This window comes from Streptomyces sp. NPDC048111 (assembly GCF_043202815.1).
Lineage (GTDB): Bacteria > Actinomycetota > Actinomycetes > Streptomycetales > Streptomycetaceae > Streptomyces.
This window is the reverse complement of sequence record NZ_JBIDBD010000017.1, coordinates 81,177-106,053: the sequence shown is the minus strand read 5'-3', so window position 1 is coordinate 106,053 and position 24,877 is coordinate 81,177. Positions and strand designations below refer to the sequence as shown.

General features: G+C 73.4%; 23 protein-coding genes and 1 tRNA gene. 8 read left to right on the top strand and 16 right to left on the bottom strand.

Features of this window, described 5'->3' with window-relative positions; translation table 11 throughout:
* The first annotated feature begins 27 nt into the window (after window positions 1–27).
* Together ACGF3I_RS24465 and ACGF3I_RS24460 are read left to right on the top strand one after the other, a co-directional pair.
* The gene (locus tag ACGF3I_RS24465) at window positions 28–1,185 is read left to right on the top strand and encodes a serine hydrolase domain-containing protein (protein ID WP_393135460.1); all 1,158 of its coding nucleotides are present in this window, start codon (window positions 28–30) and stop codon (window positions 1,183–1,185) included.
* A complete protein-coding gene (locus tag ACGF3I_RS24460) occupies window positions 1,182–1,976 on the top strand; it encodes an SDR family NAD(P)-dependent oxidoreductase (RefSeq protein WP_393135394.1) in 795 nt (264 codons plus the stop codon). Before ACGF3I_RS24465 ends, ACGF3I_RS24460 begins: the two co-directional genes overlap by 4 nt.
* Window positions 1,977–1,991: 15 nt before the next feature.
* On the opposite strand, the gene ACGF3I_RS24455 is transcribed toward ACGF3I_RS24460, so the two are convergent.
* Genes ACGF3I_RS24455 through ACGF3I_RS24445 form a run of 3 tightly spaced genes read right to left on the bottom strand, consistent with a single transcriptional unit; the run spans window position 1,992 to window position 4,641 of the window.
* Entirely contained in the window at window positions 1,992–2,777 is a 786-nt protein-coding gene (locus ACGF3I_RS24455) for an energy-coupling factor ABC transporter ATP-binding protein (protein WP_393135458.1), read from the bottom strand.
* An 18-nt stretch (window positions 2,778–2,795) separates the two neighbouring features.
* Window positions 2,796–3,557: a cobalt ECF transporter T component CbiQ gene (cbiQ, locus tag ACGF3I_RS24450; protein ID WP_393135392.1), complete on the bottom strand. Its 762-nt coding sequence runs from the start codon at window positions 3,555–3,557 to the stop codon at window positions 2,796–2,798.
* 1 nt (window position 3,558) lies between these two features.
* Entirely contained in the window at window positions 3,559–4,641 is a 1,083-nt protein-coding gene (locus tag ACGF3I_RS24445) for an energy-coupling factor ABC transporter permease (protein ID WP_393135390.1), read from the bottom strand.
* A 213-nt stretch (window positions 4,642–4,854) separates the two neighbouring features.
* Here ACGF3I_RS24445 and ACGF3I_RS24440 point away from each other — a divergent pair, with 213 nt between their 5' ends.
* A complete protein-coding gene (locus ACGF3I_RS24440; RefSeq protein WP_393135388.1) occupies window positions 4,855–5,349 on the top strand; it encodes an SsgA family sporulation/cell division regulator in 495 nt (164 codons plus the stop codon).
* Window positions 5,350–5,492: 143 nt separating this feature from the next.
* On the opposite strand, the gene ACGF3I_RS24435 is transcribed toward ACGF3I_RS24440, so the two are convergent.
* A complete protein-coding gene (locus ACGF3I_RS24435) occupies window positions 5,493–7,715 on the bottom strand; it encodes an MMPL family transporter (RefSeq protein ID WP_393135386.1) in 2,223 nt (740 codons plus the stop codon).
* Window positions 7,716–7,833: 118 nt separating this feature from the next.
* Entirely contained in the window at window positions 7,834–8,409 is a 576-nt protein-coding gene (locus ACGF3I_RS24430) for a TetR/AcrR family transcriptional regulator (protein WP_393135384.1), read from the bottom strand.
* 199 nt (window positions 8,410–8,608) lie between these two features.
* On the opposite strand from ACGF3I_RS24430, the gene ACGF3I_RS24425 reads away from it, so the two are divergent.
* Both ACGF3I_RS24425 and ACGF3I_RS24420 read left to right on the top strand, forming a co-directional pair.
* Window positions 8,609–11,863: a S41 family peptidase gene (locus tag ACGF3I_RS24425; RefSeq protein ID WP_393135382.1), complete on the top strand. Its 3,255-nt coding sequence runs from the start codon at window positions 8,609–8,611 to the stop codon at window positions 11,861–11,863.
* 296 nt (window positions 11,864–12,159) lie between these two features.
* On the top strand, window positions 12,160–12,567 hold the full coding sequence (locus tag ACGF3I_RS24420) for a hypothetical protein (protein ID WP_393135380.1): 408 nt from the start codon (window positions 12,160–12,162) through the stop codon (window positions 12,565–12,567).
* A gap of 485 nt (window positions 12,568–13,052) precedes the next feature.
* Here the strand turns inward: ACGF3I_RS24420 and ACGF3I_RS24415 are convergent, their stop codons facing one another.
* From ACGF3I_RS24415 to ACGF3I_RS24405, 3 genes are read right to left on the bottom strand one after another with little or no spacing between them, the layout of a single operon-like run.
* Complete coding sequence (locus ACGF3I_RS24415) at window positions 13,053–13,925, bottom strand: SDR family oxidoreductase (RefSeq protein WP_393135378.1); 873 nt, start codon at window positions 13,923–13,925, stop codon at window positions 13,053–13,055.
* Window positions 13,922–14,869 (bottom strand): alpha/beta fold hydrolase, encoded by a 948-nt coding sequence (locus ACGF3I_RS24410; RefSeq protein WP_393135376.1) that lies wholly within the window; start codon window positions 14,867–14,869, stop codon window positions 13,922–13,924. Before ACGF3I_RS24410 ends, ACGF3I_RS24415 begins: the two co-directional genes overlap by 4 nt.
* Window positions 14,866–16,452: a flavin-containing monooxygenase gene (locus tag ACGF3I_RS24405; RefSeq protein ID WP_393135374.1), complete on the bottom strand. Its 1,587-nt coding sequence runs from the start codon at window positions 16,450–16,452 to the stop codon at window positions 14,866–14,868. Before ACGF3I_RS24405 ends, ACGF3I_RS24410 begins: the two co-directional genes overlap by 4 nt.
* Window positions 16,453–16,714: 262 nt before the next feature.
* Between ACGF3I_RS24405 and ACGF3I_RS24400 the strand changes: the two genes are divergently transcribed.
* Window positions 16,715–17,335, top strand: a complete 621-nt coding sequence (locus ACGF3I_RS24400) for a MerR family transcriptional regulator (RefSeq protein WP_393135456.1) — start codon at window positions 16,715–16,717, stop codon at window positions 17,333–17,335.
* Between the two features lie 58 nt (window positions 17,336–17,393).
* Here ACGF3I_RS24400 and ACGF3I_RS24395 read toward each other — a convergent pair whose 3' ends face one another.
* Window positions 17,394–18,197 carry an exodeoxyribonuclease III gene (locus ACGF3I_RS24395; RefSeq protein WP_393135372.1) on the bottom strand — a complete coding sequence of 268 codons (804 nt, stop codon included), beginning with the start codon at window positions 18,195–18,197 and terminating at the stop codon, window positions 17,394–17,396.
* Between the two features lie 58 nt (window positions 18,198–18,255).
* Here ACGF3I_RS24395 and ACGF3I_RS24390 point away from each other — a divergent pair, with 58 nt between their 5' ends.
* Window positions 18,256–18,741 carry a GNAT family N-acetyltransferase gene (locus tag ACGF3I_RS24390; protein WP_393135370.1) on the top strand — a complete coding sequence of 162 codons (486 nt, stop codon included), beginning with the start codon at window positions 18,256–18,258 and terminating at the stop codon, window positions 18,739–18,741.
* 68 nt (window positions 18,742–18,809) lie between these two features.
* On the opposite strand, the gene ACGF3I_RS24385 is transcribed toward ACGF3I_RS24390, so the two are convergent.
* The 7 genes from ACGF3I_RS24385 to galU all read right to left on the bottom strand — a co-directional run bounded on the left by ACGF3I_RS24385 (window position 18,810) and on the right by galU (window position 24,176).
* Window positions 18,810–18,883, bottom strand: a tRNA-Ala gene (locus ACGF3I_RS24385).
* A gap of 74 nt (window positions 18,884–18,957) precedes the next feature.
* Window positions 18,958–20,037, bottom strand: coding sequence for a gephyrin-like molybdotransferase receptor GlpR (gene glpR, locus ACGF3I_RS24380; protein ID WP_393135368.1), 1,080 nt, complete (start codon window positions 20,035–20,037; stop codon window positions 18,958–18,960).
* A 152-nt stretch (window positions 20,038–20,189) separates the two neighbouring features.
* Window positions 20,190–20,816: a GNAT family N-acetyltransferase gene (locus ACGF3I_RS24375; protein ID WP_393135454.1), complete on the bottom strand. Its 627-nt coding sequence runs from the start codon at window positions 20,814–20,816 to the stop codon at window positions 20,190–20,192.
* Window positions 20,813–21,412 carry a molybdenum cofactor biosynthesis protein B gene (locus ACGF3I_RS24370; protein WP_393135366.1) on the bottom strand — a complete coding sequence of 200 codons (600 nt, stop codon included), beginning with the start codon at window positions 21,410–21,412 and terminating at the stop codon, window positions 20,813–20,815. Before ACGF3I_RS24370 ends, ACGF3I_RS24375 begins: the two co-directional genes overlap by 4 nt.
* Window positions 21,409–21,906, bottom strand: coding sequence for a cyclic pyranopterin monophosphate synthase MoaC (moaC, locus tag ACGF3I_RS24365; RefSeq protein WP_393135364.1), 498 nt, complete (start codon window positions 21,904–21,906; stop codon window positions 21,409–21,411). The genes ACGF3I_RS24370 and moaC overlap by 4 nt, the downstream gene beginning before the upstream one ends.
* A 59-nt stretch (window positions 21,907–21,965) precedes the next feature.
* A complete protein-coding gene (gene glp / locus ACGF3I_RS24360; RefSeq protein ID WP_393135362.1) occupies window positions 21,966–23,267 on the bottom strand; it encodes a gephyrin-like molybdotransferase Glp in 1,302 nt (433 codons plus the stop codon).
* Between the two features lie 6 nt (window positions 23,268–23,273).
* Window positions 23,274–24,176, bottom strand: a complete 903-nt coding sequence (galU, locus tag ACGF3I_RS24355) for a UTP--glucose-1-phosphate uridylyltransferase GalU (protein ID WP_393135360.1) — start codon at window positions 24,174–24,176, stop codon at window positions 23,274–23,276.
* A 104-nt stretch (window positions 24,177–24,280) separates the two neighbouring features.
* On the opposite strand from galU, the gene ACGF3I_RS24350 reads away from it, so the two are divergent.
* Window positions 24,281–24,862 carry a 5-formyltetrahydrofolate cyclo-ligase gene (locus ACGF3I_RS24350; protein ID WP_393135358.1) on the top strand — a complete coding sequence of 194 codons (582 nt, stop codon included), beginning with the start codon at window positions 24,281–24,283 and terminating at the stop codon, window positions 24,860–24,862.
* The last annotated feature ends 15 nt before the right edge of the window (window positions 24,863–24,877 follow it).

Genomic DNA, 24,877 nt, shown 5'->3' with positions numbered 1-24,877 from the left:
CAAGGGATTCGCAGGGTGGGAGCTGATGTGGACGTACAGGGCGCCGTGGCACCGGGCTACGAGCCGGTGGAGGCCGCCTTCGTGCGGAACTTCGCGCACCGGGGCGACCGCGGCGCCGCCGTGGCCGTATACCGCGACGGCCGGAAGGTCGTCGACCTGTGGGCCGGCGCCAAGGACGTGGACGGAACGGCCCCCTGGGCCCTGGACACGGCCCAGATCGTCCGCTCGGCGAGCAAGGGCGTGGCCGCGGCCGTCCCCCTGCTGCTGCACCAGCGCGGCCGCCTCGACCTGGACGCCCCGGTGTCGACGTACTGGCCGGAGTTCAAGGCCGCGGGCAAGGACCGCACCCTGGTCCGCCACCTCCTGGCGCACCGCGCCGGCGTCCCCGTCCTCGACCGCCCGCTGACCCCGGCCGAGGCCATGGACGGCGCGTCCGGGCCCGCGGCCGTCGCGGCCCAGACCCCGCTGTGGGAGCCCGGCACCGCGCACGGCTACCACGCCCAGACGTACAGCTGGCTGCTGGGCGAACTCGTCCGGCGCGTCACGGGCCGCACCATCGGGCGCTGGTTCGCGCAGGAGATCGCCGACCCGCTCGGCCTGGACTTCTGGCTCGGCGTCCCCGACGCGGAGGCGCACCGGGTGGGCCGGGTAGGCCCCGTGGAGGCGCCCGACGGGGACGGCGGCCTGCGGCTGCGGCCCAAGCGCGCCGTCGCCGAGGCCTATGGCGACCCCGCTTCGCCGACCCGGCGCGCGTTCGGCGCGATCGACCCGCTGCCCGACGAGAACGACCCCGGCTACCGCGCCGCCGAACTCCCCGCGTCCGCCGGCATCTCCACCGCCCGCGCGCTGGCCCGCTTCTACGCCGCCACGATGGGTGAAGTCGACGGCGGGCCACGGCTGTTCGCGCCCGCGACGCTCACCCTCGCCCGCACCGAGGAGAGCGCGGGTCCCGACCGGGTCCTGGTCGTCAACACCCGCTTCGGCCTCGGCTACATGCTGCACGGCCCCGCCTCCCCGCTACTGGCCGCGGGATCGTTCGGCCACCCGGGCCGCGGCGGCTCGCTCGGGTTCGCCGACCCCGAGTCGGGCCTGGCGTTCGGCTATGTGACCAACGGCCTGCAAAAGGGCGTGACCGCCGATCCCCGTGCCCAGGCCCTGGTGCGGGCGCTACGTTCGGTCGTATGACGCATCCTGAGACGGCCCCCGGCATCGCACGCTTCCACGGACACACCGCGCTGGTCACCGGCGCGGCACGCGGCATCGGCGCCGCCATCGCCCGCAGGCTCACCGCCGAGGGCGCCCAGGTCCTCGTGGCGGACGTCGATCTGCCGGGCGCCGAGGCCACCGCGGCCGGCCTGAAGGGGGCGGTGGCCCGGCACTGCGACGTGTCGGACCGGGCCTCGGTGGAGGCCGCGGTCGCCTTCGCCGCCGAGGAGTTCGGGCGGCTCGACGTCCTGGTCAACAACGCCTACTCCTGCACCCCGGACGCCGAGCGCTTCGAGGACGAGGACGACGGGGAGTGGGCCCGCGACCTCGACGTCACGCTCACCGGCGCCTTCCGCTGCGCCCGCGCCGCCCTTCCGCACCTGGCCGCCTCCGGCCGGGGCGCGATCGTGAACATCGGCTCCGTCAACGGCGAGCAGGACTTCGGCAACCACGCCTACAGCGCCGCCAAGGCGGGCCTCGCCTCGCTGACCCGTACCCTCGCCGGGGACGCGGCGCCGCGGGGCGTACGGGTCAACCTGGTCCACCCGGGCACCATCCGCACCCCCGCCTGGGCGGACCGCGCCGACCAGTTGGACCGGCTGGCCCCCGCCTATCCGCTCGGCCGGGTCGGCGAGCCCGACGACATCGCGGCGGCGGTCGCCTTCCTGGCCTCGTCCGACGCGTCCTGGGTCACCGGGACCACCCTGCGCGTGGACGGCGGCCTGCTCGCCGTCAACACCGGCTTCCAGCGCACGGCCCACGGGGGCTGAGGCCCCGGCGCGGGGTCAGGCCCGGCCCGTCGCCGCCAGGGGGTCGAAGCCGAACGGGAGTTCAAGGCGGTGGGCCCGCATCAGCGCCGTGTCCGACAGGACGTCCACCGTCGCCCCGTCCGCCGCGATGACCCCCTCGCTCAGGATCACCGCCCGCCCGCACAATTCCAGCGCGTACGGCAGGTCGTGCGTGACCATCAGCACCGTCACGTCCAACTCCCGCAGGATGTCTGCCAGTTCGCGCCGTGAGGCCGGGTCCAGGTTGGACGAGGGCTCGTCCAGGACGAGGATCTCCGGCGACATCGCGAGCACCGTCGCCACCGCGACCCGGCGCCGCTGGCCGAACGAGAGGTGGTGCGGCGGCCGGTCGGCGTACTCGGCCATCCCCACCTGGGCCAGCGCCCGCGTCACCCGCTCCTCCAGCTCCGCACCCCGCATCCCCGAGGCCGCGGGGCCGAAGGCGACGTCCTCGCGGACGGTCGGCATGAAGAGCTGGTCGTCGGGGTCCTGGAAGACGATGCCGACCCGGCGCCTGATCTCGGCGAGGTTCTTCCTCGCGACGGGCAGCCCGGCCACCGTCACCGATCCGGCGCCGCCTTCGAGGATGCCGTTGAGGTGCAGCACCAGGGTCGTCTTGCCCGCGCCGTTGGGGCCGAGCAGGGCGACCCGCTCGCCGCGCCCCACGGTCAGGTCGACGCCGAACAGCGCCTGGTGGCCGTCGGGGTAGGCGAAGGCCAGGCCTGACACTTCGAGGGAGGGGACGTTCACGGGGGCCTCACGAGTAGCGGGGGAGGGAACCATCATCACAGCCGCGCGGACTCACAGCGTCCAGCCAAGGAGGCACACCGCGAGCGCCGCGGCGGGCAGCGCGACGGCCCGGGCCCACTGGGCACCCGTCGCCGTCACCTCGTCGATGACCGGCATCGTCCCGGCGTAGCCGCGGCTGACCATGGCCAGGTGCACGCGCTCGCCCCGTTCGTAGGAGCGGATGAAGAGCGCGCCGGCCGACTTCGCGAGGACGCCCCACGAGCGCACGCCGCGGGCCTCGAAGCCGCGCGAGCGGCGGGCGACGGACATCCGGCGCATCTCGTCGGTGATGACGTCCCCGTAGCGGATCATGAAGGACGCGATCTGGACCAGGAGCGGGGGCATCCGCAGGCGCTGGAGCCCGAGCAGCAGGGCGCGCAGTTCGGTGGTGGAGGCGAGGATCACGGAGGCGGCCACGCCCAGGGTGCCCTTGGCGAGCACGTTCCAGGCGCCCCACAGACCGCTCACGCTCAGCGGGACGCCGAGCACGTGCACCTGCTCGCCGGGCACCACGAACGGCATGAGCACCGCGAACGCCACGAAGGGGATCTCGATGAGCAGCCGCTTGAGGAGGTAGCCGGGCGGGATGCGGGCCGCGCCCGCCACCGCGGCGAGCAGCACGGCGTACAGCGCGAAGGCCCACATCGCCTCGCGCGGTGTGGACACCACGACGAGGACGAACAGGAACACCGCCGCCAGCTTGCAGTGCGGGGGCAGCGCGTGGACCGGCGAGTGACCGTGCCGGTAGAGCCGGTGGGAGTGGCCCGCTCCCATGTCAGACGGCTTCCGGGGTGCGCTCGGGCGCGGGCTCGGTACGGCGCCTGCGCAGCGCCCAGAACACCCCGCTGCCCACGGCCACGGTGACGCCGACGCCGATCACGCCGGCCAGGCCGCCGGCCAGGCGCGCGTCCCCGACGTCCTTGACGGAGTAGTCGGCGAGCGGCGAGTCGGCGGAGGCGTGCTGGCTGGTCTTGGTGTCGATGCCCTTGTCGTGGGCGACCTTCTCCAGGCCGTCGGGGCTGGCCGAGGCGTAGAAGGAGACGAATCCGGCGAGCACCAGGGCGGTGACGATGCCGATGCCCCACACCTTCCTGGTGGAGCCGGGGCGCGCGGCGGCCGGTGCGGCGGCGGGCGCGGGCGCGTCCACGAGTTGGCCGCCGACGCGCAGCTTGAGCGGCGCGCTCAGACCGCGGGCGCCGTACACCAGGTCGGGGCGTACGGCGAGGACGGCGCCGACGGTGAACGCGGTGATGACGGCCTCGCCGAGGCCGATGAGGACGTGCACGCCGACCATGGCGGTGAGCACCTTGGTGATCGGCACGTCGGTGGTGCCGCCGAGCGCGTAGATCGCGGTGAAGACGAGGGCGGCGGCCGGCACCGAGAGCAGCGCGGCCACGAAGGAGGCGGCGGTCACCGAGCGGCGGGTGCGCGGCAGCACCTTCACCAGGCCGCGGAAGACGAGGTAGGCGACGACCGTGGTCGTGATCGCCATGTCGGTGATGTTGACGCCGAGCGCGGTGAGCCCGCCGTCGGCGAAGAGGATGCCCTGCATCAACAGGACGACGGAGACGCACAGCACACCCGTGTACGGCCCGACGAGTATCGCGGCGAGCGCACCGCCGAGCAGATGGCCGCTGGTGCCGGCCGCGACGGGGAAGTTCAGCATCTGGACGGCGAAGATGAAGGCCGCCACCAGCCCGGCCAGCGGCGCCGTCTTCTCTCCTGCGCCGCTCAGGGCCTGCGAGGCGCCCCCGAGTTCCCGGCGCGCTCCGCGCAGGCTGACGGCGACGGCCGCGGCGGCGACGACGCCTGTGACGGCCGATACAGGTGCGTTGATGAATCCGTCGGGTACGTGCATGGGTGGACTCCGATTTCCTGTGGCGCCCTCTTCCCTGCGCGGGCGTGCGCAGAACCGTTTGATGATAGTGCCCTGTTGCGAACCTCTTGCAAAAGCGACCGAGCGACAGGTGACAAGCCGACTCACCGGAGGCTTACCGGAAAAATATGGGACATTGGATACAAATAGCGCGAATCGGTAATCAGCCGCAGCACCCAGCGTGAGGAGCGACGCATGTCCCCCGCAGCCGAGGATCACGCCGAGGACGACGACCGGCGCCCCTCCGCCGAGTCCCGCACCGCACCGCGCCCCGCGGACGGTCCGGCCGCGTCCGCCGCGCCGCTCGCGGTGGAGGACCACGCCCGGGCCCGCGTCGTCACGGACGCCCCGCTCTCGCGCCCGGTCCCGGTGGCCCTGCGCTACGACGCGTCCGGCTCCCCCGGCGCGGTCTGCTTCGCCTTCCCCGGCGGCAACGAGTGGGTCTTCCCGCGCGACCTGCTCGAATCGGGTCTGCGCGCCCCGGCCAGCCGGGGCGATGTGAGCGTCTGGCCGTGCGGCCGGGCGCAGACGGTGCTCGAATTCCACTCGCCGGAAGGGGTGGCGGTGGTCCAGTTCGACAGCTCGCCCCTGGTGCGCTTCCTGCGCCACACCTACGCGACCGACGCCCGCCCCGCACCGGCCCCGGCGCCGCCCACGCCCGCGCCGTCCACGGCCGGCCGGCAGCACTAGATACCCGCGGCACACGCATCGGCCCCCCGTGCGCGGTGCGCACGGGGGGCCGATGGGCGCCGGCGGTCCCGTCCCCACAGGCCGCCCGCGTCGGCCGGGACCCGCGGCCGCTCGGCGGGGTCCCGGCGTTCTGGGGGTAAGGGTCAGACCCGCGCCAGTTCGCGGTCGCCGTCGGCGTCGTCGGCCCGCTGCTTGCGCAGGCCCTCGCCCTCGACGTCCACGTTGGGCAGCACCCGGTCGAGCCAGCGCGGCAGCCACCAGGCCTTCGCGCCGAGCAGCGCGAGCACCGCCGGCACGATCGCCATCCGGACGACGAACGCGTCGAAGAAGACCGCGATGGCGAGGCCGAAGCCGATCATCTTGATCATCTGCTCGCTGGAGCCGATGAAGCCGGAGAAGACCGCGATCATGATCACGGCCGCGGCCGTCACCACCCGGGCGCCGTGCTTGAACCCGGTGACGATCGCCTGACCGGGCCGCTCGCCGTGGACGTACGCCTCGCGCATCCGGGTCACCAGGAAGACCTCGTAGTCCATCGCGAGGCCGAAGACCACGCCCACCATGAAGATCGGCATCATCGACATGATCGGGCCGGTCTGCTGGACGCCGAACACCGAGCCGAGCCAGCCCCACTGGAAGACCGCGACGACCGCGCCCAGGGCGGCGACCACCGAGAGCAGGAAGCCGAGGGCCGCCTTCAGCGGGACCAGGACCGAGCGGAAGACCACCATCAGGAGCAGGAAGGCGAGGCCGACGACGAGCGCGAGGTAGGGCAGCAGCGCGTCGTTCATCTTCTGCGAGAAGTCGATGTTCATCGCGGTCGAACCGGTCACCAGGAGCTTGGCGCCCGTGTCGGCCTTGAGCGAGGAGCCGGTGTCCCGGATCGAGTGGACGAGGTCCTCGGTCTCGGTGGAGGACGGCTTGGACTTCGGGATGACCGTGATCGTCGCCGTGTCGTCGCCGGTCTTCGTGTTGTACGCGGGCGGCAGCACCGGACCCGCGTCCGGGAGCTTCTTGATCGCGGCGACCGTGGCGTCGGCCGCGCCCTTGACGCCGCCGGCCGCGCCCTTGCCGTCCACGACGATCATCAGCGGCCCGTTGAAGCCCGGCCCGAAGCCCTCGGAGAGGGTGTCGTAGGCGCGGCGCTGGGTGGTGGAGGTCGGCTGCGAGCCGTCGTCCGGCAGGCCCATCTGGAGGGAGCTCGCGGGCAGCGCGACCGCGCCGAGCCCGATGACGCCGACGAGCAGCACCCACACCGGCCTGCGCAGCACGAAGCTCGCCCAGCGGGTGCCCATGTTGGGCTTGCCCTCGGCGGCCGGCTCGCCGCGCTCGTACGCCTTGCGGGCCTTGCGGCCGAGCACGCGCCGGCCGGCGAAGCCGAGCAGCGCGGGTATCAGCGTGAGCGCGATGAGGACCGCGATGCAGACCGTGCCGGCCGCGGCGGCGCCCATCTTGGTGAGCATCGGGATGTTGACGACGGCGAGGCCGACGAGCGCGATGACCACGGTCAGACCGGCGAAGACGACCGCGGATCCGGCCGTGCCCACCGCCCGTCCGGCGGCTTCCTCGCGCTCCCTGCCCTCGGCCAGCTCGGCCCGGTAGCGGGAGACGATGAAGAGCGCGTAGTCGATGCCGACCGCGAGCCCGATCATCATCGCCAGGGTGGACGTGGTCGAGCCGAGGTCCAGCACATTGGCCAGCGCCGTGATGGTGGAGACGCCGATGCCCACGCCGATGATCGCGGTGAGCAGCGGAAGCCCCGCCGCCACGAGCGAACCGAAGGTGATCACCAGGACGAGCCCGGCGATGACCACGCCGACGATCTCGCCGGAGCCGGTCTCCGGCATGGCCTGGAGCGCGTCACCGCCGATCTCCACGGTGAGCCCGGCCCGCTGGGCCGTCTCGCCGCTCTTCTTGAGCGCGTCCCGGGTGTCGTCGGTCAGCTCCATCGCGTTGACCTTGTACGAGACCTGGAGGTACGCGATGGAGCCCTGGCCGTTCTGCGAGACGGCTCCGCCGGTGAACGGGTCGGTGACTGAGCCCACCTGGTCGGAGCCCGCCTTCAGGCCGGCCACGGTCTTCTCGACGGCGGCCTTGTTGGCCGGGTCGGCCATCTTCTGGCCGGCCGGGGCCTTGAAGACGACGCGGGCCGTGGCCCCGTCGGCGGCCTGATTGGGGAACCGCTCCTTGAGGAGGTCGAAGGCGCGCTGCGCCTCGGTGCCCGGGATGGAGAACGAGGAGGAGGTGGCGGTGGAGGCGGAGGCCGCGCCGAACCCGGCGAGCGCCAGCAGCGCCACCCACACCAGGGCGACGTAGCGGCGGCGCCGGAAGGCGAACCGGCCTAGGCGGTAGAGGAACGTGGCCACGAGGGCGTACTCCCGGTCAAGTCGTGTGGAACCAGCAGGGCATGGGGAACCAGCCCGACGACGAGAGCGGCGTGCGTCAGGTGGGGCGGGTACGGCGCGGGGAGGCTCGGCGGGTGACCTAGCCGGAGACGCCGAGGGCGGGGAGGACCACGGCGTCGAGGTAGTCGGCGAGGAAGGCCTGGTCGACCGGGCGGTCCTCGATGAACTGCCGGGCGGCGAAGGCGCCGACCATCATGTGTACGACATAGGGAAGGGCGCGGTTGTCCGCGGCGACCTCACCGCGCTCCACCGCGCGCCGCAGCACCGTGCCGAGCCCGGTGATCTCCGGCTCGATCAGTACCTCGCGCAGCGCCTTGTGCAGCTCGGGGTTGTCGTGGACGGCCCGCATCAGACCCCGCATCAGCGCGGAGTCCTTCTCCATCTGGCAGTCGTCCTCGCGGGCGACCATCGCCTGGAAGTCGCCGCGCAGCGAGCCGGTGTCGATCTCGGCGAGAGCGACCGGCTTGTTGTGCCGCAGCGCCCGGGCCACCAGCTCGGGCTTGCTCCCCCACTGGCGGTAGAGGGTGGCCTTGCTGGCACGGGTGCGGGTGGCGACGGCGTCCATGGTGAGGGCGTCGTAACCGACCTCGCGCAGCAGGTCGAGCACGGTTTCGTAGAGCTCCGCCGCGCGTTCCGGGGTGAGCCTGCCCGCCATGTCCGACCTCCTCTCCTTGTGCGTACCGTACGAAGGTAACCGGGGCCCGAAGCGAAACGGAACCGTTTCGCTTGTGTTCTCGACCACAGGTGTGAGAACCGGATAAAACCCCCGGCGCGCTCCCTCCGTGGGACCGCGGGCGCGGAATCACCCCCTCCCACGAGTTGCCGCACCCCTTCCCCGCGGAAAGCATTGGGGGGTGAGTGACGACGCCGCGTACCTCCGGTTCCCGCATCTGCACGCCGACTTGCTGTGTTTCGCCGCCGAGGACGACCTGTGGGTCGCCCCGCTGGTCCCGGCCGGGCACAGCCCTTCGCGCGCCTGGCGGGTCACGGTCGACCGCACCAAGATCGGCCACCCCCGCTTCTCGCCCGACGGCAGCACGATCGCGTACACGACCTGGCGCAGCCTGGACCCGGAGATCCATCTGGCCCCGGTCACCGGCGGCCCGGCCCGCCGTCTGACGTACTGGGGATCCTCCGACGCCCGGGTGTGCGGCTGGACGCCCGACGGCCACATCCTCGCGGTGTCCTCGCACGGCCAGCCGTTCTCGTACTTCTCCTGGGCCTACAGCCTGCCCACCGACGGCTCGCCCGGCGGCAAGCTGCCCTGGGGCCCGGTCTCCGACATCGCCGTCACCGACGTCGAAGGAGAGCGGCGCACCCTGCTGCTCACCGGGAAGCCGCCGCACGAGCCGGCCGCCTGGAAGCGCTACCGCGGCGGCGCCACCGGCCGCCTGTGGCTGCACGGCGATCGTCTGCTGCCCGGCATCGGCGGCCACCTGGACGCGCCGATGTTCGTGGCCGGCCGCATCGCCTTCCTCTCCGACCACGAAGGCGTCGGCAACCTGTACTCCTGCCGGCCCGACGGCAGCGACCTGACCCGGCACACCGACCACGACGCCTTCTACGCCCGGCACGCCTCCAGCGACGGCCGCCGGGTGGTCTACCAGTGCGCGGGCGACCTGTGGATCGTGGACGAGCTCACCCCCGACTCGCAGCCGCGCAAACTGGACGTCCGCCTGGGCGGGCCGCGCGCCGGGCGGCGCAGCTACCAGGTGCCGGCCGCCAACCACGTGGACGCGCTGTCCGTCGACACCACCGGCCGGGCCAGCGCCGTCGTGGTGCGCGGCAGCCTGTACTGGCTCACCCACCGCGACGGCCCGGCCCGCACCATCGCCGACACCCCCGGCGTACGGGTGCGGCTGCCGGAGATGCTGGGCAGCGGCGGCCAGGTCGCCTACATCACCGACGCCGACGGCGAGGACGCCGTGGAGATCGCCTATCTGCCGCGGGCCAGCGGCGACCGCGAACCGCGGCGGCTCGCGGCGGGCGAACTCGGCCGGGTGCTGGAGATGGTGTCCGACCCGGAGGGCGAACGCCTGGCGCTCGCCGCCCACGACGGCCGGCTGCTGCTCATCGACGTCACCGAGGAGTCCACCGGCGAGGTCACCGAGCTGATCCGCTCCCTCAACGGCCCCGTGCGCGACCTCGCCTTCTCCCCCGACGGTGCGTGGCTGACCTGGTCGCACCCCGGCATCGGCCGCTCGCTGCGCCAGATCAAGATGGCCCGTATCGCCGGGCCCGGCCCCCGCACCGTCGTGGACGTCACCGACGGCCGCTTCGAGGACGAGAACCCGGTGTTCACCAGCGACGGGCGCTATCTGGCGTTCCTGTCCTGGCGCGGTTTCGACCCGGTGTACGACGTGCACACCGGGGACCTGTCCTTCCCGCTGGGCTGCCGCCCCTACCTCGTCCCGCTCAACTCGGCGACCCCGTCCCCCTTCGCGCTCTCCCCCGACGGACGGCCCGCGGCCGGCGGCCTCGACCCGCTCGACGACTCGGGCGACGGCACGGTGACGGTGGAGGCGGAGGGGCTGGAGAGCCGGGTCACGCCGTTCCCGGTCTCCGCCTCCAAGTACTCGGCCCTGTACCCGGTTGCGGGCGGCGGCCTGGTCTGGCTGCGCTGGCCCATCTCGGGCGCACTCGGCGAGACCTTCGCCAACCCCGCCGACACCTCGGGCCGCCCCACCCTGGAGCACTTCAACATCTCCAAGGCCCGCAGGACCGAACTGGTCGACCACCTCGACCACTTCGCGGTCAGCGGCGACGCCAGCCGGCTCGTCGTCGTGGACGAGGGCGAGCTGCGCGCGGTGCCCGCCACCGAGCCGGGCGACAACGACTCCACCGTCTACCTCGACCTGCGCCGCATCCTGCACGAGGTCGACCCGGCCCTGGAGTGGCGCCAGGCGTACGAGGAGGCGGGCCGCATCATCCGCGCGTACTTCTGGGAACCCCACATGTGCGGCATCGACTGGCCGGCGGTGCTCGACCAGTACCGCCCGCTGGTCCAACGGGTGGCCTCCCCCGACGAGTTCGCGGACCTCCTGCGCGAAGTCCTCGGCGAACTGGGCACCTCGCACGCCTACGTCACCGCCGCCCGGCGCAACGAGGGTCCCCCGCACTACCAGCGCGCCCAGGGCCTGCTCGGCGCCAACCTGGTCTGCCGGGACGGCAGTTGGCTGATCCGGCGCATCCTGCCCGGCGACTCCTCCGACTCCAAGGCCCGCTCGCCGCTCGCGGGCGCGGGCATCCGCGAGGGGGCGGAGCTCACGCACGTCGACGGCCGCCCGGTCGACCCGGTCGCGGGCCCCTACCCCCTCCTGGCGGGCGCGGGCGGCACCACGGTCGAGCTGACCTTCCGCCCCGCCGAGGGCGAGGGCCGCTCGCGCCGGGTCGCGGTGGTCCCGCTGGTCGACGAACGCCCCCTGCGCTACCAGGACTGGGTGGCCAAACGCCGGGGCGTGGTACGGGAGTTGAGCGGCGGCAAGTGCGGCTATCTGCACATCCCCGACATGGGCGGCTCTGGCTGGGCCCAGTTCAACCGCGATCTGCGCCTGGAGGTCAGCCGCCCCGCGCTCATCGTGGACGTGCGGGGCAACGCGGGCGGCCACATCAGCGAGCTGGTGGTGGAGAAGCTCACCCGCCGCATCCTGGGCTGGGACCTGACCCGCCACGCGACCCCCGTCTCCTACGCCTCGAACGCGCCCCGGGGCCCGGTGGTGGCGCTGGCCGACGAGGCGACGTCCTCCGACGGCGACATGATCACGGCGGCCTTCCGCCTCCTGAAGCTGGGCCCGGTGGTGGGTCAGCGCACCTGGGGCGGGGTGGTGGGCATGACGGGCCGTCATGTACTGGGGGACGGCACGGTGATCACCGTGCCGATGAACGCGGCGTGGTTCGACGAGTACGGGTGGGGGGTGGAGAACCACGGGGTGGAGCCGGATCTGGAGATCCTGCGCACCCCCCTGGACTGGGCCGAGGGCCGCCACGCCCAACTGGACGACGCGGTCCAACTGGCCCTGGACCTCCTCCCCCTCCACCCCGCCTCCCGCCCCCCCGACTACACCACCACCCCCAACCGGGCCCGACCGGGGTTGCCGGGTCGGGGGTAGGCGCCGCTGGGGATGCCGGGGGTGCCGGGGGTGCCGGGGGTACGCGCAGTTCCCCGCGCCCCCAACCCGCCTGACCCTTTCCGCTGATGCGCGGGACACCTCCGATCCGCTCCCGCTTCGGCCCGCGACGCCGTCGCCCCGCCAAGTTGCCCGGCGACGAGGGCTACGACTACGTCCACCTGAGGTTGTCAGTGCGCATCGAGCAGAGTTGAACATGTTCAACCATCGTGGCAGTGTGAGCGCCAGGCGATCTGCTGTGCGAAGCAAGCAGGGCTTGACGTGCGCAAGGGGGAGTCATGCGTGATGAACGAGGGCGAGTCGCTGCGGGGTTGCGTGGGGTGGTCTTGGCGGTCGCGGGGCTGACGCTGGCCACGGGGTGCATGGGGCAGCCACAGACACTGGCTCGGCCCGACATTGTCGGCACCTGGACCGAGGGCGATACCGGAACCCTGCTCTTCGAGAACGACGGCACCGTCGTCGCAACCAACCTTGCCGAGTTCAATGGCGACGGCGACAAGGTGTCGGAGTGCAGCGGCACCGGCAAGTGGGGCGCGTATCCCGACGACAAGCAGGCGGAGAAGGTGTGGACCACCGTCTGCGACGGCAACCCGTGGGAATTCGCCGGCTCAAGGGCGCATCCGAAAATGCGGCGCGGCGTGGGAGATCCTGACAACGGGGACGCTCAAACCCTCAGCCGTAAGTAGCGGAGGCCGCCCGGCGCGTTTGAGGATGAGCGCCCTTGGGGCGCGATACGGGGGTGCTGGGGGCGCAGCCCCCGCCGGGGTCCGAGGGGCGGAGCCCCTCAGGGGGCCTGGGGCGCAGCCCCAGGGGCTGGACCCTGCAACCCCCTGCACGGGCGGGCGGGTGGGCAAACCCCCCGGGGTCCGAGGGGCGGAGCCCCTCAGCGGGTCTGGGGCGCAGCCCCAGGGGCCGCACCCTCCAACCCCCCGCACGGCGGGCGGGTGGGCAAACCCCCCGGGGTCCGAGGGGCGGAGCCCCTCAGCGGGTCTGGGGCGCAGCCCCAGGGGCCGGACCCTGCAACCCCCTGTACGGGCGGGCGGGTGGGACAGCGCCCCGGGGTCTGGGGCGGAGCCCCAGGGAGCCGGGCCTATCCGACCCCCCGCACGGGCGGGCGGGTGGGCAAACCCCCCGGGGCCCGGGCCGGGGCCCGGGGCGCAGCCCCAGGGGGTCAGGGGCGGGCGGATTCGTCGGCGGCGCCGCCCGCCCCGACCAGCCCCCGCGACACAGAGCCCAACCGAGGCTCGAACCGCCGCATCTCCCGAGCCCCCACCACCCCGATGACCCCCGGCAAGTACCCCCGCACCGACTGCATCCCCCGCAACCACCACTGCGCGTACACATGCGAGCCCCGCCGCTCGATCCCGGCGACGATGCGGTCGACGGCCGGCCCGAGCGGATACGTCCGGTTCGACGGCCACGGCAGCCGCGAGCGCAGCTCGCGCATGACCTCGTCCTGGTCGGCCCCGCGCACCATGTCCGTATCGGTCCACGACAGGTACCCGACCCCGACCCGCACCCCCTTGTAGCCGACCTCCGCCCGCAGACTGTGCGCGAACGCCTCGACCCCGGACTTGGACGCGCAGTACGCCGTCATCATCGGCGCCGGCGTGATCGCCGCGAGCGAGGCGATCTGCAGGAAGTACCCGCGCGACTCCATCAGGACGGGCAGGAACGCCCGCGCGGTGACCGCCCCGCCGATGAGGTTGACCTCGATGACCCGCCGCCAGGCGCCGGGATCGGAGTCGACGAACGGCCCCCCGGAGGCGACCCCCGCGTTGGCGACGACGATGTCGACCTTGCCGAACCGCTCCTTGACCTCGGCGGCGACCCGCGCCATGGCCTCGTGGTCGGTGACGTCCGCGTACCAGGACTCGGCCTCGGTGTGCAGCCGCGAGGCCACCCGCTTCAGCTCGTCGGGTTCGAGCCCGACGAGGGCGACCTTGGCGCCGCGCGCCGACAGCTTGCGGGCGAGCAGCTCGCCCACGCCCCGGGCGGCGCCGGTGACGACCGCGACCTGCCCCTCCAGACCGACCTTGCTCATACGGCACGCTCCTCGGCGTCGACTGCATCGGTGGCGGCCGGGGCGGCGAGATGCTCGGCCACCAGCGCGCGGATCTTCTCGGTGATGAAGGCCGGCGCCTCGATGGGCGTCATGTGCCCGACACCGGTGAGTACGTCGAACGAGCGGCAGTCGGGCAGCGCGCCCGCGATCCGCCGGGCGTGCACGGGCGGCGTGAGCCGATCGGCGTCGCCCACCACCACGGCGGTGGGCGCCCTCAACTCCCTTACGTGGACGTCCACTTCCAGCTCAGCCAGGACGTGCGACCAGGCCTTGCGGACCCCGCGCGGACAGGCGTGCACGATCCTGGCGCACGCCTCGACCTTGTCCGGCGCGGCCCCGGGCCCCATCGTCGCGTACCGCAGGACCTTCTTGGCGACCGGCGTGACCGGCCCGAGCGGCGCGCCCGAGCCGAGGACGCGCCGGGTGATCCCGGTGCGGATCCGGCCGGGGCGCAGCGGCACCACCCGCGCCTCGGCCACCAGGCGCGAGGCACCGGTGCTGCACAGCAGGACCGCCGCCGCGTGGTCGCGCAGCGCGGGCCGCCCGGCGGCCGCCATGAGCGTCATGCCGCCCATGGAGTGCCCGGCGAGCACGGCCCGTTCGCCCGGGGCGAGCGTGGCGGTGAGTACCGCTTCGAGGTCGTCGGCCAGCGCCTCGGCGGAGCAGGTCACGGCGGCGGGAGTGCGTCCGTGGCCGCGCTGGTCGTAGGCGATGACCCGGCACTCCCCGGCCAGCTCACGGATCTGCGCGGCCCAGAACGCGGTCGAGCAGGTCCAGCCGTGGGCGAGCACCACCGCGGGCGCCCCCTCGGGGCCGTGCACCTCGACGTGCAGCTCGGCGCCGTCGGCGGAGCGCACGGTCAGTTCGCGTGCGGCGACGGGCGGGGCGTACACGCCGTGCCGTACCGCTCCGGCGCGCTTCACGCGGACACCGCCGCTTCCTCGCCGGCCGCGTCCTGCGCACCCGGGCCCTGCGGCGCGTCCGGCGGATCCGGCACCGCCCGTACCGCCCGTGCGTCCCGCGCCTCGGCCGCCCGGGCGCGGACCACCTCGTACTCGCCGAGGTCCACCTCGCGCGTGGCGCGGCGGAACTCGCCGGTGGTGCCCGGCCAGACGGTGGTGTTGCGCCCGGCCGCGTCCAGGTACCAGCTGGTGCAGCCGCCGGTGTTCCACACGGTCCGCTTCATGCGTTCCTGCACCCGCCGGTTCCAGGCGCCGACCGCGGAGGCCCGCGGGGTGAGCGCGGCCCGGCCGCCGAGGACGTCCAACTGCCGCAGGTAGTCGGCGAGATAGTTCAGCTGGGACTCGATCATCAGGATCATCGAGGAGTTCCCGAGGCCGGTGTTGGGTCCGATGATGGTCATCCAGTTGGGGAACCCGGCCGCGGTCGCGCCGCGCAGGGACTGCATGCCGTCCTTCCACGACTCGGCGAGCGTGTGGCCGTCGGCGCCCACGACCCGGTCGGCGATCGGCATGTCGGTGACGTGGAACCCGGTCCCGAAGATGATCGCGTCGACCTCGGTCTCGGTGCCGTCGGAGGCGACGAGGGTGGAGCCGCGCACCTCACTGAGCCCGGCGGCCACGACGTCCACGTTGTCCTGCGCGAGGGCGGGATAGTACGAGCTCGACAGCAGGATCCGCTTGCAGCCGATGCGGTAGTCGGGCGTCAGCTTGGCCCGCAGCGCCGGGTCCTTGATCGAGCGGGCGATGTTGGACTTGGCGATCGACTCGACGAGCCCGAGCTCGTTCGGCCGCTTGGTGAACGCGCTGACCTGCAACTCCCTGATGCCCCACAGCAGTCCGCGCCGGGCGGCCCCGGTGAACGGCAGCTGCCGGTGCAGCCAGCGCTCGGCGCCGGTGATCGCGCGGTCCATGCGCGGCATGACCCACGGCGGGGTCCGCTGGAACAGCGTGAGCCGCCCGGCCTCGGGCTGGATGGCGGGCACGATCTGGATGGCCGACGCCCCGGTGCCGACCATGGCGACGCGCTTGCCGCGCAGGTCGTAGTCGTGGTCCCAGCGGGCGGAGTGGAAGACCTTCCCGGGGAAGCCGGCGAGGCCGGGGATCTCCGGTGTTTTGGGGTCGGAGAGCGGCCCGGTGGCGGAGACGACGACATCGGCGGTCAGCGTCGTGCCGTTGCCCACCTCGATCTCCCACCACAGCCGTTCGGCGTCCCAGCGCATCATCGTCACCTCGTGGTCGAGGCGGATGTGCGGGCGCAGCCGGAACACGTCGGCGACGTGCTCCAGATAGGCGCGGATGTGCTCCTGGCCGGAGAAGGTGCGCGGCCAGTCGGGGTTGGGCGCGAAGGAGAAGGAGTAGAGGTGCGAGGGGACGTCGCACGCGCACCCCGGATAGCTGTTGTCGCGCCAGGTGCCGCCGACCGACCCGGCCCGCTCCAGGACGACGAAGTCGGTGATCCCCTCGCGGCGCAGCCGGACCGCGGCTCCGAGCCCGCCGAACCCCGACCCGATCACCGCCACACGTACATGCTCGCCGTTGGCCATGCCACCGCCTCCACGGTCGGTCCCACAATGTTGCCAGCAATCACTGGCACTGTTGGGAGGGTAGAGCAGTCGCATACCGAGCGGTAGGGGTGCGGGCGGAGAAAGTTACCGCCGGTACAGGGCGCCGGGCAGCGCATAGGCTGAGGCCGTGGCAGACGACCAGGCAGACAGGGGTTTTGACCGGGGCGCCCGCGTGGCCAAGCGGCGCGCGAAAGCGGCCGGGGAGCGGCGCGAGGAGGACTCCGGCGCTCGCGAGTACCGCATGGCGGAGCTGGCCGAGAAGGCCGGCATCACCGAACGCACCCTGCGCTTCTACCGCGAGCGGGGCCTCATCCCGCCGCCGCGCCGCGAGGGGCGCATCGCCTGGTACGACGACCACCACCTGGCCCGGCTGCGCACGATCTCGGCGCTCCTGGAGCGCGGCCACACCTTGTCCGGCATCGCGGACCTGACCTCCGCCTTCGAGTCGGGCCGTGACGCGGGCGAGGCCCTCGGCCTGGTCGAGCCCACCGAGGAGACCCCGGTGCGGCTGACCCCGGAGGCGCTGGCCGACCACTTCGCGGGCGAGGTCACCCCGGAGAACCTGGCCGCCGCCCTCGACCTCGGGTACCTGGCGGTCTCGGGCGAGGAGATCGTCCACATCAGCCGCCGCCTCCTGGACGTGTCGGCCTCCCTGGTGCGCGAGGGCGTCCCGCTGGCCGCGGTGCTGGCGGCCGGGCGCGAGGTCCGCGAGCACGCCGAGGCCCTCGCCGCGCTGTTCACCGACCTGCTGCACACCCACGCCGCCCCGGGCGACGCCCACCGCCTGCGCCCGCTGGCCAAAGCGGTGGTGGACGCGGAACTCTCGCTCGCCCTCGACCGCCACACACCCAAGGAACCCTGAGGGCCCCGCGGGGCGGCCGGACCGTATCGGCCTACAGGTCGTAGACGACCGTATCGGCCTACAGGTCGTAGACGACGGTGACGGGCGCGTGGTCGCTCCACCGCTCGCCGTGCGTCGCGGCCCGCTCGACGAACCCCTTGACGGCCCGCGCGGCCAGCCCCGGGGTGGCCACCTGGTAGTCGATGCGCCAGCCCGTGTCGTTGTCGAAGGCGCGGCCGCGGTAGGACCACCACGAGTACGGGCCCTCCACGCCGGGGTGCAGCTCGCGCATCACATCGGCGTAACCGCCATCGGCGGCGTCGAAGACGCGGGTCATCCACTCCCGCTCCTCGGGCAGGAAGCCGGAGTTCTTCTTGTTGCCCTTCCAGTTCTTGAGGTCCGCCTCCTGATGGGCGATGTTCCAGTCCCCGCACACCACGACCTCGCGCCCGTCGGCCGCGGCCCTGGCCCTCAGCTCCCGCAGGTACTCCAGGAACTCCGCCATGAAGCGGATCTTCTCGTCCTGCCGCTCGGTGCCGACCTCGCCGGAGGGCAGATAGAGGGAGGCCACGGTCACACCGGGCAGATCCGCCTCGACATAGCGCCCGCTGCCGTCGAACTCCGCGCTCCCGAACCCGGTCCGCACCCGGTCCGGCTCGCGCCGGGTGAGCAGGGACACTCCGGCCCGGCCCTTGGCGGCGGCCGGGGCGTGCACCGCGAACCAGCCCTCGGGAGCGCCGGCCTCCGCGGGCAGCTGGTGGGGCTCGGCGCGTACTTCCTGCAGGCAGACGACATCGGCCGCGCTGCCCGCGAGCCACTCCACGAAGCCCTTCTTGGCGGCGGCCCGCAGCCCGTTTACATTCACAGAGGTAACAGTGAGCATCCCGGCACCCTACCGACCCGGGACCACCCACGATCCGCATAGAAGTACGCTGTAGCGCATGATTATCCGCCAGCTGACCTACGACCACCCCGACGCCGTCAGACTCAACGACCAGGTCCAGCTCGAATACGCCGAGCGCTACGGGGACGAGGGCGACGCCACCGTGCTGGACGCCTCGATGTTCCTGCCCCCGCGCGGCCTCTGCCTGATCGCCTACGACCCCGAGGGCCGCCCCGTCGCCACCGGCGGATGGCGTACCCAGCGCGCGGGCGAGGAGAACTACCGCGACGGCGACGCCGAGATCAAGCGCATGTACGTCGTCCCCGAGGCGCGCGGCCGGGGCCTGGCCCGCCGTATCCTGGCCGCCCTGGAGGCCGACGCCCGCGCGGCCGGCCGCACCCGCATGGTCCTGGAGACCGGCATCAAGCAGCCCGAGGCCATCACCCTGTACGCCTCGACGGGTTACGAGCCCTGCGAGAAGTTCGGCCACTACCGCACCTACGAGACGAGCCGCTGCTTCGCCAAGCCGCTCGGCGGAGCCTGACCGGCGGGGGCCCGCACGACGAAGATCCCGCCCGATCGTGATGATCGGACGGGATCTCGTTGTTGTTGTGGACCTGAGGGGATTCGAACCCCTGACCCCCTCGATGCGAACGAGGTGCGCTACCGGACTGCGCCACAGGCCCTTGCAACGAGTGAAACCTTAGCACCCGCCGGGGGGTGCTCGGAAATCCGGTCCTCGCTGGTCAGCGAGAGGGGGTCATTCGTTGGCGGCGCGGGGCCGGTCCTCGTCCTCGTACTGGTCGAAGAGCGGGGTGCGGTGGCGACTTGGGCCCGGGCGCTGCCGGGGCGGCGGGTCGGCGGCGGGCGGGGCCGGGGCGGGGTCGGCCGTGGAGGAGCGGGCCGAGGACCAGGTGTCCGGGGCGCCCAGGTCGATGCCGCCGGTGGCGCGCGGGGCGACCGGAGCGGTGACGTAGGTGGGCAGCGGGACGGGCACCGGGTCCCAGCTGGCGCCGTGTCCGGGACCGCGCTCGCGCTGCTGGTCGACCCACTCCTGGTGGTCGGTCTGCTCGACGAGCGCGCGCCGCCCGGCCTCCTGCGGGGAGAGCGCGGGGGCCGGAGCCGGTTCGGGCACCGGGGCCGGGTGGTGGGCGTCCGTCTCGTCGTCCGGCTCGGCGCCGGGCGCGGTGGCCCGGGCCCGCGGACGGCTCTCGCGCAGCCGCTGGGCCGCGGCCTCCGCGCGCCGGCGGTCCATGGTGAAGGCGAAGCGCCGCTTCTCCTGACGGCGCAGATGCACGATGTACGCGCTCAGCAAAGCGGCCGGCACGGCCGGCGCCCACAGGAAACCGAGCCCGCCGACCGCCGCCACGACCGCGCCCAGCGTGAAGGCGAGGAAGAGCACCACGGTGGTGCGCCGGCGCCGGGCGAGCACCGCGCTGCGCTGGGCGCGCCGGGCGCGCTCGGCGGACGCGGCGCTCCCGGGGCGCCTGCGCTCGGCGCGTTCGGCTTGCGCGGGGCGCGCGGAACGCGGGGCGCGGGCCGCGGGGACGCCGAAGTCCCGGGCGTCCGCGGGCTCCGCGGAGGCGGCGAGGGGTTCGGTCGGGGCGTCCGGAGGGGTCACGGGGGCCGGCTCGGCCGACTCGTCGGCGGCCCGCTGGCGCAGCTCCTTGGCGTATCTGCGCTCCATGGCCGACCGCCCGGACAGCAGCCGGATGGCGGTGCTGAAGCGTTCCGTCGGACGGGCCTCGTTGAGCTCGTCCTGCCTGCGGAGCCACATCGGCACCAGGTAGGCGGCCCAGGCCCCGACGATGACTGCGTAGATGAGGCCGCTGCTGCTCACACATCACACCGTAGAGGGGCGGGCGCGCGGGGATACGCCAATTGAGCCGGTGTGTCGCACGATCTGGCTGATATCACCGGCCTTTTTTGTGATTTCTCAGATCGTTCGACAAGAGGATACGAACAGAGCGCGATCGAATTCGAACATTTATTTTATTTTCCGGGGTGGGACTGCCGGGCCCGCCGCCACCGGGCGACCAGCCCATCGGGCACTTCCTCGGCGGTCAGCGCGTACACCAGGTGGTCGCGCCACGCTCCGTCGATGTGGAGATAGCGCGGACGCAGCCCCTCTTCGCGGAATCCCAGCTTTTCCACCACGCGGCGGCTCGGCCCGTTCTCCGGGCGAATGCACACCTCCATACGGTGCAGCCCGACCGCGCGGAAGCAGTGGTCCACGGCGAGCGCGACCGCGGTCGGCATCACGCCCCGGCCCGCCACCTCGCGGTCCACCCAGTACCCGACGTGCCCCGAGCACATGGAGCCCCAGGTGATCCCGGCGACCGTCAGCTGGCCCACCAGATGGCCCTGGTACTCGATGACGAACGGCAGCATGCGCCCCGCGTTGGCCTCGCCCCGCAGATGGCGCACCATCTGCCGGTAGGTGGGCCGCTGGGCGAACGGCGCGCCCGGCGCGGGCGGCGGGATCGTCGCCTCCCAGGGCCGCAGCCAGTCGCGGTTGCGCCGGTTGACCTCACGCCAGGCCCGTTGATCGCGCATCTTTATGGGGCGGAGGACCACATCGCCCTCCGCCAGCTCGACCGGCCACGAAGGAACGTTCAGCTCGGGCTCCCGGAGCCTCTGGGGTGGTCGCCGCCGCGGATCTGGTCCACGGCGTGCCGCAGGATCCGCTCCAGGACGGCGAGCCCGTCGCGTACGCCGCCGGTGGAGCCCGGCAGGTTGACGATCAGGGTGCCCGTGCCCGCGACTCCGGCGAGACCGCGGGACAGGGCGGCGGTGGGCACCTTGGCCAGGCCCTCGGCGCGGATCGCCTCGGGGATGCCGGGCACCTCGTAGCCGATGACGGCGCGGGTGGCGTCGGGGGTGCGGTCGGTGGGCGAGATGCCGGTGCCGCCGGTCGTCACGATCACGTCGTACCCGGCCGCGGCGCCCGCGCGCAGCGCCTGCTCCACGGGGGCGCCGTCCGGCACCACCAGCGGTCCGTCCACGGCGAAGCCGATCGCGGCGAGGCCCTCGGCGAGCAGCGGCCCGCCGGTGTCCGCGTACACCCCGGCGGCGGCCCGGTTGGAGGCGGTCACGACGAGCGCCGCGTACGGAGCGGTGAGCGCCCCGCCGAGCCCTTCGCCGCCCGGCGGGAAGGGCACGGCGGCCTGCGGGCCGGGCCGTGCGGCGGGCCGAGGGTGCTGAGGGGGCGTCATGCTCCGGCCGCCGGGGTCCTGTTCCAGTCGCCGGACTTGCCGCCGGTCTTCTGCTCGACGCGCACGTCGGTGATGACGGCGCCCTTGTCGACCGCCTTGACCATGTCGACGACGGTGAGCGCGGCCACCGACACCGCGGTCAGCGCCTCCATCTCCACGCCCGTGCGGTCGGTGGTCTTCACCGTCGCGAGGATCTCCACCGCGTCGTCGGCCACCGACAGGTCGAGCTTGACGCCGGAGACGGCGAGCGGGTGGCACAGCGGAATGAGGTCGGGGGTGCGCTTGGCGCCCATGATCCCGGCGATGCGGGCGGTGGCGAGCGCGTCGCCCTTGGGTACGCCCTCACCGCGCAGGAGTTCCACCACGTGCGGCGCGACCAGCACCCGCCCGCTCGCGCGGGCCGTGCGTACGGTGACGTCCTTCTCGGAGACGTCGACCATGCGGGCCGCACCCGCCTCGTCGATGTGCGTGAGCCTGCTGTGCGTCGTACTCATTCGGTGGCGCTCCCGGTACGGCTTCTGTGGGCAGACACCGTACCCCCACCGACCGGGGCTCAGCCGAGCAGGACCACTTCCACCTCGCTGCCGGGCTCCGCCGACGTGTCCGCCTCGGGGATCACGATGAGGCAGTCGGCCTGCGCGAGGGCGGCGATCAGATGCGATCCCGAGCCGCCGACCGGGCGGACCGTGCCGGCCGCCGCGTCGTAGGTGCCGCGCAGGAACTGGCGCCGGTCGGCGGGCGAGGACAGCGCCTTGTCGGCCTCCAGGACGGCGCGCACGGTGGGCCGGTGCACATCGGCCACGCCCATCAGGGTGCGGATGGCGGGGCGGACGAACAGCTCGAAGGAGACGTAGGAGGACACCGGGTTGCCGGGCAGGGCGAGCAGCGGGGTGTGGTCGGGGCCGATCGTGCCGAAGCCCTGGGGCTTGCCCGGCTGCATCCTGAGCTTGCGGAAGTCGACGCCGCTGCCGGGCTCGTCCGCGTCCCCCGCCGACGACAGCGCCTCCTTGACGACGTCGTACGCGCCGACGCTGACGCCGCCGGTGGTGACCAGGAGGTCGGCGCGGATCAGCTGGTCGTCGATGGTGTCGCGCAGGACGGCCGCGTCGTCGGTGACCGCGCCCACCCGGTAGGCGATGGCGCCCGCGTCCCGGGCGGCGGCCGTCAGGGCGAAGCTGTTGGAGTCGTAGATCTGGCCGTCGCCCAACGGCTCGCCGGGCTGCACCAGTTCGCTTCCGGTGGACAGCACCACCACGCGCGGGCGCGGCCGTACGGTGACCGTGCCGCGCCCGATCGCGGCGAGCAGGCCGATCTGCGGCGGGCCCAGCACGGTGCCCGAGCGCAGCGCGAGGTCACCGGCCTGGACGTCGCTGCCGCGCGCGCGGACATGGGCGCGGTCCCCGGCGGCGCGGTGCACCCGCACCTCGCCGCTCGCCCCCTCCGGCGCGTCCCCCGCCGGGCGCATGGCGGTGGCCGCGCCACGGCCGGCGCCCCCGTCCGTCCACTCGACGGGCACGACGGCCTCGGCGCCGGGCGGCATCGGCGCGCCGGTCATGATCCGCGCGGCCTGCCCCGGGCCGACGGTGGGCAGCTCGCCGCTGCCCGCCGCCACGTCACCGACGACGGTGAGGACCGCGGGGAACTCCTCGCTCGCGCCCGCGACATCGGCGACGCGCACCGCGTACCCGTCCATCGAGCTGTTGTCGAAGGGCGGCAGCGCGAGGGGCACCGTCACGTCCTCGACCAGGACGCAGCCCTGGGCGTCGGGCAGTTGCAGCTCGATGGGGTCGAGCGGCCTGACCGCGGCGAGGATGTCGGCCAGGTGCTCGTCCACCGACCAGATCGTGTTGCTCACGGGCGCCTACATCTCCTCGGTGACGTACCGGCGAAGCCAGGCCTTGAAGTCCGGGCCCAGGTCTTCACGTTCGCACGCCAGTCTGACAATGGCTCGGAGGTAGTCTCCGCGATCGCCGGTGTCATAGCGACGGCCCTTGAAGACGACGCCGTGCACCGGGCCGCCGATCGACTCGTCCGCGGCCATCTGCTGGAGGGCGTCGGTGAGCTGGATCTCGCCGCCGCGGCCGGGCTCGGTGGTGCGCAGCACCTCGAAGACGGCCGGGTCCAGGACGTACCGGCCGATCACGGCGAGGTTGGACGGCGCCTCGGACGCCTCGGGCTTCTCCACGAGCGCGGTCACCCGCACGACGTCGCTCTCGGCGGTGGTCTCGGCGGCGGCGCAGCCGTAGAGGTGGATCTGCTCGGGGTCGACCTCCATGAGCGCGATCACGCTGCCGCCCTCGTGCTCCTGGATCTCCACCATCCGCGACAGCAGCGGGTCGCGGGCGTCGATCAGGTCGTCGCCGAGGAGCACCGCGAAGGGCTGGTCGCCCACGTGCGGGGCCGCGCACAGGACGGCGTGGCCCAGGCCCCGCGGGTCGCCCTGGCGCACGTAGTGCATGGTGGCCAGGTCGCTGGACTGCTGGACCTTGGCGAGGCGGTCCGCGTCGCCCTTGCGGGTCAGTGCCGACTCCAGCTCGTAGTTCCGGTCGAAGTGGTCCTCCAGGGGACGCTTGTTGCGACCGGTCACCATCAGCACGTCGGACAGGCCCGCGGCCACCGCCTCCTCGACCACGTACTGGATGGCCGGCTTGTCCACCACCGGCAGCATCTCCTTCGGAGTGGCCTTGGTGGCCGGAAGGAACCGGGTGCCGAGCCCGGCCGCGGGGATGACAGCCTTGGTGATCCGTGGGGGCGACTGAGTCATGCGGGCACCCTATCCGCTGCGTATGTGCGCAAGGCTGCCATCCGGTGAATTCGCGCCCTTCCGCACGCATTTGAGGCGATTGCAGAAATACGGTGAGTGATCACATGTCCGACAAGGCCGCCCTGCGCCGCCACCTGCTCGACACCCGGCGGCGGCTGACCCCCGAGCAGCGGCTCAGCGCCTCCCTGGCCCTCGCCGACCACGCCCTCGCGCTGCCCGAACTCGCCTCGGCCGAAACGGTGGCCGCCTACCTCTCGGTGGGCGCCGAGCCCGGCACGCGCGCCCTGGTCCACTCCCTGCACGCCCGGGGCGTACGCGTGCTGCTCCCGGTGCTGCTCGCGGACAACGACCTCGACTGGGCCCCGTACGCCGGCCCCGAGCACCTCGTTCCGGCCGGGCGCGGGCTGCTGGAGCCGGACGGCGAACGCCTGGGCCCGAACGCCGTGACCGCGGCGGACGCGGTGCTGCTGCCCGGCCTCGCGGTGGACGGGCACGGCATGCGGCTCGGCCGCGGCGGCGGCTCCTACGACCGGGTCCTGGCCCGCCTCACGGCGTCCGGCGCGAGCCCCGCCCTGGTGGTGCTCCTGTACGCGAACGAGGTGGTCGCGCGGGTCCCGGTGGAACCGCACGACCACCCCGTACAGGCGGTCGTCACCCCCGACGGGGTGCGGCGCTTCGGCGCCTGAGCCGGCCGGCCCGCC

What these genes read in the sequence shown, in the direction of transcription:
- ACGF3I_RS24405 (WP_393135374.1), bottom strand. Translation starts at nt 16,452, where the DNA reads ATGGCCAACGGCGAGCATGTACGTGTGGCGGTGATCGGGTCGGGGTTC.
- ACGF3I_RS24395 (WP_393135372.1), bottom strand. Translation starts at nt 18,197, where the DNA reads ATGCTCACTGTTACCTCTGTGAATGTAAACGGGCTGCGGGCCGCCGCC.
- ACGF3I_RS24415 (WP_393135378.1), bottom strand. Translation starts at nt 13,925, where the DNA reads ATGAGCAAGGTCGGTCTGGAGGGGCAGGTCGCGGTCGTCACCGGCGCC.
- ACGF3I_RS24440 (WP_393135388.1), top strand. Translation starts at nt 4,855, where the DNA reads ATGTCCCCCGCAGCCGAGGATCACGCCGAGGACGACGACCGGCGCCCC.
- ACGF3I_RS24455 (WP_393135458.1), bottom strand. Translation starts at nt 2,777, where the DNA reads ATGGTTCCCTCCCCCGCTACTCGTGAGGCCCCCGTGAACGTCCCCTCC.
- ACGF3I_RS24400 (WP_393135456.1), top strand. Translation starts at nt 16,715, where the DNA reads ATGGCGGAGCTGGCCGAGAAGGCCGGCATCACCGAACGCACCCTGCGC.
- ACGF3I_RS24460 (WP_393135394.1), top strand. Translation starts at nt 1,182, where the DNA reads ATGACGCATCCTGAGACGGCCCCCGGCATCGCACGCTTCCACGGACAC.
- ACGF3I_RS24430 (WP_393135384.1), bottom strand. Translation starts at nt 8,409, where the DNA reads ATGGCGGGCAGGCTCACCCCGGAACGCGCGGCGGAGCTCTACGAAACC.
- ACGF3I_RS24370 (WP_393135366.1), bottom strand. Translation starts at nt 21,412, where the DNA reads ATGACGCCCCCTCAGCACCCTCGGCCCGCCGCACGGCCCGGCCCGCAG.
- cbiQ (WP_393135392.1), bottom strand. Translation starts at nt 3,557, where the DNA reads ATGGGAGCGGGCCACTCCCACCGGCTCTACCGGCACGGTCACTCGCCG.
- ACGF3I_RS24420 (WP_393135380.1), top strand. Translation starts at nt 12,160, where the DNA reads ATGCGTGATGAACGAGGGCGAGTCGCTGCGGGGTTGCGTGGGGTGGTC.
- ACGF3I_RS24390 (WP_393135370.1), top strand. Translation starts at nt 18,256, where the DNA reads ATGATTATCCGCCAGCTGACCTACGACCACCCCGACGCCGTCAGACTC.
- moaC (WP_393135364.1), bottom strand. Translation starts at nt 21,906, where the DNA reads ATGAGTACGACGCACAGCAGGCTCACGCACATCGACGAGGCGGGTGCG.
- ACGF3I_RS24445 (WP_393135390.1), bottom strand. Translation starts at nt 4,641, where the DNA reads ATGCACGTACCCGACGGATTCATCAACGCACCTGTATCGGCCGTCACA.
- galU (WP_393135360.1), bottom strand. Translation starts at nt 24,176, where the DNA reads ATGACTCAGTCGCCCCCACGGATCACCAAGGCTGTCATCCCCGCGGCC.
- ACGF3I_RS24350 (WP_393135358.1), top strand. Translation starts at nt 24,281, where the DNA reads ATGTCCGACAAGGCCGCCCTGCGCCGCCACCTGCTCGACACCCGGCGG.